Annotated in this window: 5 protein-coding genes; all 5 read left to right on the forward strand. The window is 44.2% G+C overall.

Annotated features, from left to right (window positions below):
- Positions 1-80 precede the first annotated feature (80 nt).
- The 5 genes from RCO84_RS09165 (at position 81) to RCO84_RS09185 (ending at position 11,864) form a co-directional block, all read left to right on the forward strand.
- The gene (locus tag RCO84_RS09165; RefSeq protein ID WP_317584826.1) at positions 81-3,503 is read left to right on the forward strand and encodes an Ig-like domain-containing protein; all 3,423 of its coding nucleotides are present in this window, start codon (positions 81-83) and stop codon (positions 3,501-3,503) included.
- 433 nt (positions 3,504-3,936) lie between these two features.
- Positions 3,937-7,182: a SusC/RagA family TonB-linked outer membrane protein gene (locus RCO84_RS09170; protein WP_373690122.1), complete on the forward strand. Its 3,246-nt coding sequence runs from the start codon at positions 3,937-3,939 to the stop codon at positions 7,180-7,182.
- A gap of 16 nt (positions 7,183-7,198) precedes the next feature.
- The gene (locus RCO84_RS09175; protein ID WP_287828923.1) at positions 7,199-9,133 is read left to right on the forward strand and encodes a RagB/SusD family nutrient uptake outer membrane protein; all 1,935 of its coding nucleotides are present in this window, start codon (positions 7,199-7,201) and stop codon (positions 9,131-9,133) included.
- 26 nt (positions 9,134-9,159) lie between these two features.
- Positions 9,160-10,857: a DUF5123 domain-containing protein gene (locus RCO84_RS09180; protein WP_287828921.1), complete on the forward strand. Its 1,698-nt coding sequence runs from the start codon at positions 9,160-9,162 to the stop codon at positions 10,855-10,857.
- A 164-nt stretch (positions 10,858-11,021) separates the two neighbouring features.
- Positions 11,022-11,864 (forward strand): Rpn family recombination-promoting nuclease/putative transposase, encoded by an 843-nt coding sequence (locus tag RCO84_RS09185; protein ID WP_308260557.1) that lies wholly within the window; start codon positions 11,022-11,024, stop codon positions 11,862-11,864.
- Positions 11,865-12,398 lie beyond the last annotated feature (534 nt).

A 12,398-nucleotide genomic window follows, 5' to 3' on the forward strand; every position in this document is an offset into this window, starting at 1 on the left:
TGTAATTTTGCACCAACAAACTTAAAATATAAACTGAAAATAAAAATTATAATAAGTATAACAACCTAAAAGGCAAACAAATGAAAAAGAATCTACTCAGATTTGGGCTCTTACTCATAGCCCTGTTTGTTATGGTAGCAGCAAATGCGCAAACCTACCAGAACGAAGAAGCTAGCGTTTCATGGCCGTTTAATGACGACAACTACGCTACGCAGTACACTAAATCACCAGAAAATGGTTTCAGTCTGGTTTCCGTAAACACCGGTGACTTGAAGTATTCTCTCAAGACATCACAGACTACAAAAGACAAAGACGGAAACAAGATGGTCATGGCTGGTTTCGGTCCTGTTGGCACAACAAAAGCCGTAGAATGGACCGTAAAACCAAGCAAGGGTCTTACATTCACCCCAACATCTATCAGTACCTACGTAAACCGATTCGGTACAGATTCAGAAAATGGAGTAACCGTAACCGCCAAACTTAGCAACGGAACTTCTGTAGACTTGGGTAATTTCACGGCATTAAGAGAGAGCAAGACAACAGAGACTGACAAATATAAGGATCACGAAAACCTGACCAACCATATCGTCATCCAGCTCACTGCCGAGCAGCAAGCCCAACTGACATCAGCTGAAGGCTTCACGCTAAGTTGCACCGTCGGCGTTGGCTCTAATAAGCAGCAAGGCTTTGCCGATGTACACATCAATGGTCTCTTGAACGGAACCGTTCAGCAGGTTGAACAGTACACCCTGTCGACTGCCGTTTCAACCGTAGGAGCAGGAACAGTCAAAGTATCTCCTGCAGGAACCGTATTTGATGCAGAGACATCAATCACCGTAACAGCAACAAAGAATTTCGGCTACAAATTTGTCAATTGGACAGATGCCAATAATAAGGTGGTATCTACAGATGAAGCATACACCTTCTCTATCTCAACCAACACAGCATTGAAAGCAAACTTTGAGAAGATAAACACCTTCGCTTTGGATTACAAGGTAGAAGGTGGTGCAAAAGACTATATGGTAAGCGCAACTCCTGCCCCAACCGTTGTTAACGGAAAGAATATGTATGAAGAGGGAACAGAAGTAACCCTCACAGCCAGCAGCAACGACATCCTCACCTTTACCAACTGGAATGATGGTGAAACAGGAGCAGAACGCAAAATAAACATGAACGCTGACCAGTCATTCACAGCAGCATATTCTGCAAAAGACTTCATCGCAGGCTGGGACTTCTATAAGTCAGCAAGAGAAGGTCGTACAGCAGACTTCGCTGCAGAAGACAACGATGTAGACCAGCTCATCCTGCGCGATGCTGACGGAAACGCATACGGTTGGCTCGACAAGAGCAACAGCGCAGGCGGCTACGAAGGAAAGAATGCTGCAGTAAACTGGACCACAGTCAGCACCAAGCCACTGGGTGAGACCTACTGGCAGACCAAGGTCAACGCAACAGCCTTTACCGACATCAAGGTAAAGAGCAGCATGCTCTACAATTATAACGCATACGAAACATATAATGTAGAATACTCACTCAACGGAACCGACTGGACCAAAGTAGGTGCCATCAATATGCCAGGAGCCAAAGCCTGGACAGACGGAGAGTTTACTCTCCCATCCGATGCCAACAATAAGGCAGAAGTATACATCCGCTGGATTGCCGACAAGACTTCTTCTATCAAGGGAGCAACAGGCAACAACGACGGAATTGCAATAGCAGGTATCTACATCACAGGTACTGCCCAGCTCGTAAACGACGGCAAGGCACCTGTACTCGTAAACACCGTACCAGCAGAAGGCGCAACCAACGCATCTGCCAACGGCAAGATTGTACTGACTTTTGATGAGAAGGTAAAACTCACCGACAACGCTGCAGCCACTCTCGGAACAGCAAAGATAGAAGGAACAGTATCAGGCAAGACCATCACCTTTGCATACAAAGGTTTGAACTACGCTACGGCTTATACCTTCACACTCGCTGCAGGCTCGGTAGCCGACCTGACAGACAATGCCACAGACCAGGCAATCGTTCTGAACTTCACTACCAAGACCAAGCCAGCTGTAACCAAGGCTCTCTACGACTTCATCATCCCAACCGACGGCGATTTCAAGGCAGCACTTGCAGCAGCAGCCAAGCGCACAGATACCAGCAAGCGTTTCCGCATCTTCATCAAGCAGGGCGACTACAAGATTCCTGCAGATGAAAACAACAAGGTAACAGGCGGCGACGGTAAGAGTTATGCCAACCCAACCATTTATATGAATACGCCAAACGTATCTATTATCGGTGAGAGCATGGACAACACCTCTCTGACCAACACTGTTCCTAATACAGAATATAAGAACGAGAACAAGAAGACCCCAGCCAACGTATTGGAAGGTATCGGCAAGGGCGACGTACTCTGCCTGCAGAAGGAAGCTACGGGTACCTACTTCCAGGATCTGAAGATGTACAGCAGCATGGGCGACGACAAGGGTCGCGACATCGTACTCAACGACCAGAGCAACAAGACCATCTGCAAGAACGTAAACCTCTGGGCTTACCAGGATACCTACGTATCAAACAACCAGAATGGTAAATTCTACTTCGAAGACGGAATCCTTCGTGGTCGTACCGACTACCTCTGCGGTAAGGGTGATGTATATTATAATAATGTAGAACTCTGGATCTGTGAAAAGGGAGGCTATCTCGCAGTTCCTTCTCAGCCTAAGAAGTATGGCTACATCTTCAAAGACTGTACTATCAAGGATGCTACTGAGGCAAAAGACCTGAATGGTAACTACACCTTAGGTCGTCCATGGGGCAAAGGCACACCTATTGCACTCTACATCGACACCAAGATGGAAGCTATCCCATCAGCAGCAGGATGGAACGAGATGAGTGGCGGTTACCCTAAGCGTTTCGCAGAGTACAACTCTACCACATCAACAGGTAGTACAGTTGACCTCAAGGACAGAAAGAAAGTTTATGATGCCTACGACTCAAAGAATGGTGACAATTATGTAAACCGTCGCAATGAAACAGCAGAAAGTCCTATCCTCGCAGCAGAGGAAGCTGCGTTCTACACTGTTGAAAACATAATGGGTCAGGATGATGACTGGGATCCAACTGCAGCTACCGAGCAGGCATCAGCACCTAGCAAGGTTAAGCTGAACGGTACAACCCTCGCTTGGGACAACAACGACTACGCTCTTCTCTGGGCAGTATGCAAGAACGGCAAGGTAGTAGACTTCACCATCACTCCTAGCTATATCGTTGATGACGCCTCTGCAACATGGAGCGTACGTGCAGCCAACGAGATGGGCGGTTTGAGCGAAGCTACAGTTGTTGGTCAGGGCACCGGCATCCGCAACATCGCCGCTGCTACAGATGCAGCAGTCATCAAGACCGCCATTTATGCAGCCGACGGCACCCAGCTCTCAAATCTTCAGAAGGGTATCAACATCATTGTGAAGACCCTGGCAGATGGCAGCAAGAAGACAAGCAAGGTCACCGTAAAGTAAAGAAGCAGAGACCATAAGTAATTAGATTGACAGATAACATTCGGAGTGCAATATCCCCATCCTCTTTCAGAAGGGTGCCGGATATTGCACTTTTTTTGTTCCCTCAGCTTCTGAAACAGCAGAAACGGGAACTGAGAAAACAGACCGTCGAAATGTAAAAAACAGAGTATTTACGCAAAAATCTGTAAACGTTTACGTAATTTTTTACCCCCAATATACCTATATTCTCATATTTTTTATATACTTTTGCAACAAGAAAACCAAGACTTAGCTATTGCTACGCATCTAGGTTGCCCCTTTGGAGCCTTCGGGTTCCAAGAGGAACATCCCTTCAGCAAGCATCTGCTCAGAACTGGAATTCTACTTAAAAACATTAAGAAAAAACATTAGAATATTAGTAATTTAGAATAAGTTTTATCTAAACCTAAAGTGTATGTCTGGTAATTTTAGAAAAAAGAAAATTGCTTTGGCAGGCGCACTGATGTTCGTAGTAACAAGTGTATCTGCACAAACAGTAAAAGGCGTTGTTACTGACAATACGGGCGAGCCAATCATCGGTGCATCTGTCATGGAGGTAGGTGTAGCTGGCAATGGTGGCGTGACCGACCTTGACGGTAACTTCACAGTAAACTTAAAAGGCAAAAGCAAGAAACTGAAGATTTCATACATTGGTATGAAAGCTAAGGAAGTAAGCGTTGCAGGTAAAGAAACGATCGATGTAAAGCTTGAGGATGACAACACCACCCTCAACGATGTCGTAGTAATCGGTTATGGTACTGTTAGAAAGAAAGACCTCACAGGTTCTGTATCTTCTATCAGCGACAAGCAGATTGCCAACATTCCTGTTTCTAACGTAAGCGAGGCGATGACCGGTAAGATGGCAGGTGTGAACATCACCACCACAGAGGGTTCACCAGATGCTGACGTGAAGATTCGTGTGCGTGGTGGTGGTTCTCTTTCACAGGACAACTCTCCTCTCTACATCGTTGATGGTTTCCCAGTTAGCTCAATCAGCGACATCGCTCCTAGTGAAATTCAGAGCATCGACGTATTGAAGGATGCTTCTTCTACAGCCATCTATGGTGCCCGTGGTGCCAATGGTGTTATCATCGTAACAACCAAGAGCGGTTCTGAGGGTAAGACTCAGGTAAACTTCAATGCTTCTCTCGGCTACAAGAAGGTTACAAAGTTGATCAAGACTCTTGATCCTTATAACTTTGCATACTCTCTTTATGAAGTTGGTGCAACAAACTATGGTAACTACAGCGACCTCGACATCTGGAAGTCTGTAGAAGGTACAGACTATCAGGACGAAGTCTTCGGTCGTACTGGTAACCAAAAGCAGTATAATGTAAGCGTTAGCGGTGGTACTAAGGATATCAAGTATAACATTGGCTTCTCTCATAACGACGAGAAGAGTATCATGCTTGGTTCTGGTTATGCAAAGAACAACGTTAACGCAAAACTCAACGCCAACCTGAACAAGTGGTTGTCACTCGACTTCAATGCTCGTATGGCATTCACCAAACTTGATGGTCTGAATGGTGGTGCTGACACAAACGAAAGCAACGCAGCCAACTCTATCGTTGCCAATACCGTAAAGTTCTGGCCAGTATATCCTCTTACAGATAGCGATGAAGACGAGGAGAACTCAACATCAGTAGAACGCGATCCTATCGAGCGTATTTATGATTCTTATAAGTATCAGGAGCGTTTCCAGCAGAACTACAACGTAGGTTTGAACTGGAAGCCTTTCAAGAATATCACCTTACGCTCAGAATTTGGTTATCGCTGGGATTATAACAATACCGATCAGGTTTGGGGTTCTAATGCCACAACCAATTCAAAGTACGGCTACAATGGTCAGCCACAAGCTGTGTTTACTAAGGTAAGCAAGAAGAACTGGCGCAATGCCAACACTATCACTTACGATAACAGCAAGCTTTTCGGAGGCCGTGACCATATCAACGTATTGTTGGGTCAGGAATGGAGCAGCAGCGAGCAGACTACAAGAAATGCCATATCTGTTGCTTACCCAGCATCTTTTGGTATTGATGACGTTTTGTCAAATACTGGTGCAGGTACTGCCCTTCCAAACGAAGGAACTATCGCTGCCGATGAGAACATCCTCTCATACTTCGGTCGTATCAATTATACATTGAATGATAAGTATCTGGCAACATTCACTATGCGTGCTGATGGCTCTAGTAAGTTTGGCAGCGGCAACCAGTGGGGCGTATTCCCATCTTTAGCTTTGGCATGGCGTATGTCTGACGAATCATTCCTGAAAGGTGCTTCTAAGTGGCTCTCTAACTTGAAAGCTCGCTTGAGTTTCGGTACTGCCGGTAACAACCGTATCAATTCCGGTTTGATTTCTACCGTATACTCTATGGCTAGCAACACATCAAAGGCTCCATTCTTTGATGAGAATCGTGGTTCAATGTTGGAGCATGGAACTTATCTCTATAACCCTAACCTGAAGTGGGAAACAACTGTTACCCGTAACTTCGGTATCGACTATGGTTTCTTTAACGGACGTATCAGCGGTACTTTGGATTTCTACTGGAATACCACTAAGGACCTCTTGATGCAGACTTTGATTCCATCAAACACAGGTTATAGCTACCAGTTCCAGAACTTTGGTAAAACTTCTAACAAAGGTGTCGAGTTAGCACTCAATGCTGTCATCGTAGACAAGAAGAAGTTTGGTTTAAACTTCAACTTCAATGTTTCTTACAACAAGAACAAGATTGACGAGTTGAATCTTGAGAATCCATGGCAGAGCAGTAACTGGAGTGGTTCAACCATCTCTAAGTATGAAGACTTCCGTGTAGAACAGGGCGGCCGACTTGGTGAGCTCTGGGGTTACAAGATGAATGGTTACTATACAGTATACGACCCAGCTACAGGCACTGGCGACTTGGTTCTCAATGCCAAGGGTAAGTGGGAATTGGCTGATGGAGTAAAAGACAAGAGCAAGGACATCTTCGGCGGTACCTACTACCCTGGTGGTCCTAAGGTACAGTGCGACGAAAACGGTAATCCTATCAAGCAGCGTCTTGGAAATACCGTTCCTACAACAACTGGCGGTTTCGGTTTCGATGGTCACGTAGGCAACTTCGACTTCAATGTGTTCTTCAACTACTCTCTTGGCAACAAGATTGTAAACGGAACCAAGCTGGCTAACGCCTTCTATTCAGGTTCTAACAAGAAGTACAACCTTGTAGATGACTTTACCCTCGACAAACGTTACACATGGATTGACCCTAACAATGGTTTGAACCTTGGTAAGATTTCTACTTCAACCATCACAACATATGGTGGCACAGAAGAAGTTATGGCTCGCTTGAACGAGTTGAACCAAGGCAGGAGCATCTACAATCCAGCTGCCGTTACAGCCATGCAGTTGACTGATTATGCTGTAGAAGACGCTTCATTCCTGCGTTTGCAGAACGTAACTATTGGCTACACATTGCCAAAGACCTGGTTGAAGAACATCTTCATCAGCAACGTACGTATCTACTTCACTGGCTACAACTTGCTTTGCATGACAAGCTATAAGGGTTACGACCCTGAAGTTGACACAAGCAGCAAAAAGAATCCTATGACTCCAGGTATCGACTATGCAGCATACCCTAAGAGCCGTACATTTGTAGGTGGTATTAATGTAACATTCTAAAAAAGTAACAAAGAACATGAACAAGATATTTTCAAAAGTCTTGGTAGCTTTGGGAGCTGCAACATTGGTTTCTTGCTCAGACTTCCTTGATCAGAAGTCACCTTCTGAGTTGGAGAACTCTAATGTATATGGTTCTACCTACTACACAGGCTTACGAGTAAACAAGATATATGGCGGTTTGACTCAAGACCGTACATACTCTCAGGATCTCGCCATCGTATGGAACCTGAACAGCGACATCGAATTGGTGGATGGTCTTGGAAGTGACGCTACTAACGCTACAAGTGAGCGTGGTAACATGAACTACAATGCCGATCCAGGATGGTCTAAGATTTCTGGCGTGTGGGATGCACTCTATGGTGTAATTGAAGACGCAAACGACGTTGTTGATGGCGTAAATAACAGCGACCTGTACCAGAATGGTAGCAAGTCAGACAAAGCAACAATGGGACGCTATCTCGGTGAGGCTTTAACACTCCGTGCACAGTGCTATCTCGACCTGGTACGTTTCTTCGGTGACGTACCTTTCAAGGCAGAGTCATCAAAATCAGACCTTTCCAATGCATACCTTTATAAAATGGATCGCGACAGCATCCTTGACAGCTTAATGGTAAATCTTGATGAAGCCATCGAACTTCTTCCTTGGGCAGGTCAAGAAGGATACACTACAGAGCATGCAACCAAGGGTTATGCACATGGTCTCTTGGCACAGATTGCCTTGACACGTGCAGGATATGCTATCCGCGAAAAAGCGAAGGAAGGCTACGAGACTGCAACTTACACAGACGCAACCTACCCTACACAGCGTCCAGGTGCCGCTAAGTGTAAGGAACTGTATGAGATTGCACTCAAGCATCTCAGTGCTATCATCAAGAGTGGTTCACACAAATTGAATCCATCATTCGAAAATGAATGGTATCTCTTGAATCAGCTGACTCTCGACAAGACCTATCAGGAAAACCTCTTCGAGATACCTATGGGTAGCAATGTTACTGGTGAGTTGGGTTATACAGTTGGTGTACGCTTGAATGGCGTTACTACAGAATATGGTTATGGTAATTCTTCTGGTAAATTGAAGTTGACAGCGCCTCTCCTCTACTCTTACGACAAGGCAGACCAGCGTCGTGACGTTACAGTAGCAGCATTCGAGATTAAGCAGGATGGTAAGAAGACTGTAGAGAGCATGCTTGGCAACGCTCCATTTGGTCTTTACTGCGGTAAGTGGGATGCTCGCAAGATGAACGACAAGTGGTTGTCAGACAACTTGAAGGCAACAGCTAAGCACACCACAGGTATTAACCCTGTCGTGATGCGCTACTCTCAGATTCTGCTTTGGTACGCTGAGGTTATGAACGAGTTGGCTGGTCCTACAGGTCGTTATGATGGTGACGCAGGTATGACTGCACTTCAGGCTCTTGCAGAAGTACACGACCGTGCTTTCAGCGACAAGGCTTTGGCAAACCACTACATCAACAACATTCCTAAAACCAAGGAAGGTCTGTTCGAAGCAATCGTACAGGAGAACGCTTGGGAGTTTGCTGGAGAAGGTTACCGCAAATGGGATTTGATTCGCTGGAATCTCTTGGCTCAGAAGATTCAGGAGTTCAAGGATACTTATATCCAGGACTTGACTGACAAGAAATATCAGGAGAAGATTTACTTCAACTATACTGATGACACAAAGACCAAGATTGACATGAGCAGTGTAACTTGGTATGGTCTCGCCGCAGACCAGTCTGAATCTGACTTCACTGGTAGTACAGATAGCTTTGGCAAGTCTAGCTTGACAAGCGGCAAGGATACTCAGGTAAACACTAACTTGCCTTCTATCAGCAGTGGTCTTGTAGGCGACAATGTACCTGTTAAGAACAGATACCTCATGCCTATTGCATCTACCACAATCTCTGCATCAAATGGTCATTTGCACAATTCTTATGGCTATAACGATTAGTACGAACTGTTAATAATAGAAATAAGATGAAAATAAAGAATATATTTGGAATGTCATTGGCCTTCTTGGCCATGACTCCAATGGTTTCTTGTACAGATAAGAACGACTGGGAAGTTGACAGTGCTCACGACCGCTTGTTTGGTGTCAAGAGTTCTGCTTTGTCTGTTGACACAGATGACGACCAACCAACCAAGATTGCAGTCAACTTCTCTGCTTATGACAAGAACACAGAATACTACATCGTAGAGTTGAGCACAGACTCTCTTTATGATGACGTACCTATGGGAGGTGAGAACGCAAGAATCTTCGGTGAAGACAAGAGTATCACATCTGCTCCTGTTGACATTAACAACCTGGAAGAATACACCAAGTACTACATGCGTGTAAAAGCTATGTCTTCAACCAAGGCTGAATCAAAATGGGTATATTATAAGGATGGCGACTCTTTCCGTACTCCAGGTATCCTTCACGATGTTTTGGAGAAAGACCGCTTGGACGATAACATCCGCTTGACATGGATTCCAGGTTCTAACGTAACCACTCTTCGCTATACTTATAAGGATAGCGAGGGAGAAATCCAGACTGAGGACATCGCTCTGACAGATGCTGACCGCGAAGCTGGTGAGTATAAGATTACAGGTTTGAACTCAAATCGTTCATATACATTTAGCTTACTCAATGGAGAGAAAGTTCGTGGTTCCAAGACTGTGAAGACAGCCAAGGGATTACCATCTGCCGACTACATTGTAAAACTGAATGAAGACCGTACTGTCATCACAAATGAGGACATCGAAGAGTGGGCTAATAAGGCATTCGAGAAGATGGAAGGTGCTTCTAATGTATCTATCACATTAGGTATCCCTGCTGGTAAGACTATCGATTTGGGTACTTCAGAAAAAGCAATCAGCATCCCAGAGGGTGTTTCTATTTCATTCTTTGGTAGAGCTGGTGAAAAGGCAACACTGAATGTAAAGAAGGCTGTATCTGTAGCAGGAAATCATGGTTACATCAGCTTTGAACACGTAAATATTGATGGCCAATACGATGCAGACGCAGGTACAGGTTGCGATGATTTCCTTGCAGACAAGGCAGAATTCAATATTGACTCACTGGGTATTACTGAATGCGAAGTCAAGAACTTTAAGTCATCATTGATTCGTTGCCAAGGTTCGGCAGGTCAATCTTTCGGAACAATCGTAATAGACAACAGCATCTTGCATGATGTAACAACTAAAGCGAATGGTTTCATTCAGTTAGATAAAGGTATGGAGAAATTGGATAGTATCAATATTACAAACTCTACTATCTACAATTGCAACTTGACCAATAAAGCCATGATAGCAATTGACAAAATCAAAGTTCCAACTACCATCAATATGGAATCTTGTACATTCTATAACATAATTGGTACAGGCGGTTATCTAATCGACAGAAACAAAACTGGACAAGATGTGACATGGAATTGCAATAAAGTCATCTTAGCTAAAACCTTCGATCCAGCAAAGGCCAAGGGTGTTAGAGGTACTAAAAATAATAACATTTCCAACACCTATTATACTACCGACTTTTTATTAGGCGGTGGAGAAACGAAGTTTACGAGTGACTTGACATCATGCGAAGCTGCATCAAGCTCAGCATTCAGCAAGCCTGCCGAAGGTCTATTCTATCTTAAGAACTCTATCTTGGAGAAGGAAAAGGTAGGTGACCCACGTTGGATTAAATAAATTCAATCAAACTATCATATTAAAGTGCAATGCCCCTATCGGGCGTTGCACTTTTTTATTTATCTCCTTCTCCCCTACCACCCACAAAAACTTTTTTAGTTAATTTCTTGGAAGTTACGAAAGAAAAGCGTATCTTTGCAGCGTGAACACAAAATCGCAAAGATATGGCAAGATACATCAACCCATTCTCAGACTGGTCGTTCAAACGAATCTTCGGCCAGGAATACAGCAAAGACTTGCTGATTGAGTTCTTGAACCAGCTGCTCCTGGGAGAGCAGCATATCACAGATGTGAAGTTTAAGGACAAGGAGATGTTGCCAGAAACAAAAGACCAACGAGGTATCATCTACGACGTCTTTTGCGAAACTGACACAGGTGAGCACATTATCGTTGAAATGCAAAACAGGAGCCAGTCCTATTTCATCGACCGGTCTCTCTACTATGCATCGAAAACGATAGTAGACCAAGGCATAAAAGGACAATGGGATTATCATCTCACACCTGTTTATGTTATCTGTTTCATGAACTTTGATGTAGATGAAAATACACCTAAAAAGTTCAGAACAGACGTTGTGCTGGCAGACAAGGATAGCGGAGAGGTTTATTCTAACAAAATCCGCTTCATCTACTTGGTAATGCCTCTTTTCAAGAAGAAAGAGGAAGAGTGTACTACGTTTTTAGATTGTTGGATTTATAATTTGAAGCATATGGAGACATTGGAAAAAATGCCTTTCGAGGCTCAGCATAAGATATTCAAGAGGTTGGCAGAAATCGCCGACTCCAAGAGCCTGACCAAAGAGGAACAGGAAAAATACGACAACAGCATGATGGTCATGTGGGACAATTATGCGGTATATAAGCATGCTGAAGAGAAAGGAATAGAAAAAGGTATGGAAAAAGGTAGGAAAGAGATTGCTTTGAACCTATTGACATACAATACTCCAATAGACGTCATCGCAAAATCCACAGGATTATCTATCGAAGAAATCAAGAAATTGGAACAATAATACTATACGAATAATTGAGAGGGTGTGTCATAAGTGGGATGACATGCCCTCTTTTTTCGCTACTTCAGCCACTTCATTCTGCAAACTCAGCCACTTCATTCTGCAAACAAATCCGTCTCATTCTGCTTACGAATTCGAATCTTCGAGACAACGAAGTCATATCTTCAAGCCAGCGCAATCGAATCTTCAAGCCAGCGCAGTCGGATCTTTAAACCAGCGCAGTCGGATGTATCGGCTCAATGAAACGTATGAACTTGCGCAATGAAGAACATGGTTTCATCAGCTTACTTCAAAGGCCGAATTTATTGAAAGAAAAATTATTTTTCTCAAATCTAATACCACTAATATCACACTTAGACTTAACCATCTGATTATAAGCGAATAACGCGTGGCAATAAGGGACGTTTTTATTGTCACCTTATTGCCACCTGTTACCACGCCCCTGGTAAGCTGCTCCGCTTGCCCTGAGGCTGCTGAAATTACGTCACGACGTAGCAATCAGTGCGTCACGACGTAGCAATCAGTGCGTCACGA

It is taken from the genome of Segatella copri, from assembly GCF_949820605.1.
Taxonomy (GTDB): domain Bacteria; phylum Bacteroidota; class Bacteroidia; order Bacteroidales; family Bacteroidaceae; genus Prevotella.

What these genes read in the sequence shown, in the direction of transcription:
- RCO84_RS09165 (WP_317584826.1), top strand. Translation starts at nt 81, where the DNA reads ATGAAAAAGAATCTACTCAGATTTGGGCTCTTACTCATAGCCCTGTTT.
- RCO84_RS09170 (WP_373690122.1), top strand. Translation starts at nt 3,937, where the DNA reads ATGTCTGGTAATTTTAGAAAAAAGAAAATTGCTTTGGCAGGCGCACTG.
- RCO84_RS09175 (WP_287828923.1), top strand. Translation starts at nt 7,199, where the DNA reads ATGAACAAGATATTTTCAAAAGTCTTGGTAGCTTTGGGAGCTGCAACA.
- RCO84_RS09180 (WP_287828921.1), top strand. Translation starts at nt 9,160, where the DNA reads ATGAAAATAAAGAATATATTTGGAATGTCATTGGCCTTCTTGGCCATG.
- RCO84_RS09185 (WP_308260557.1), top strand. Translation starts at nt 11,022, where the DNA reads ATGGCAAGATACATCAACCCATTCTCAGACTGGTCGTTCAAACGAATC.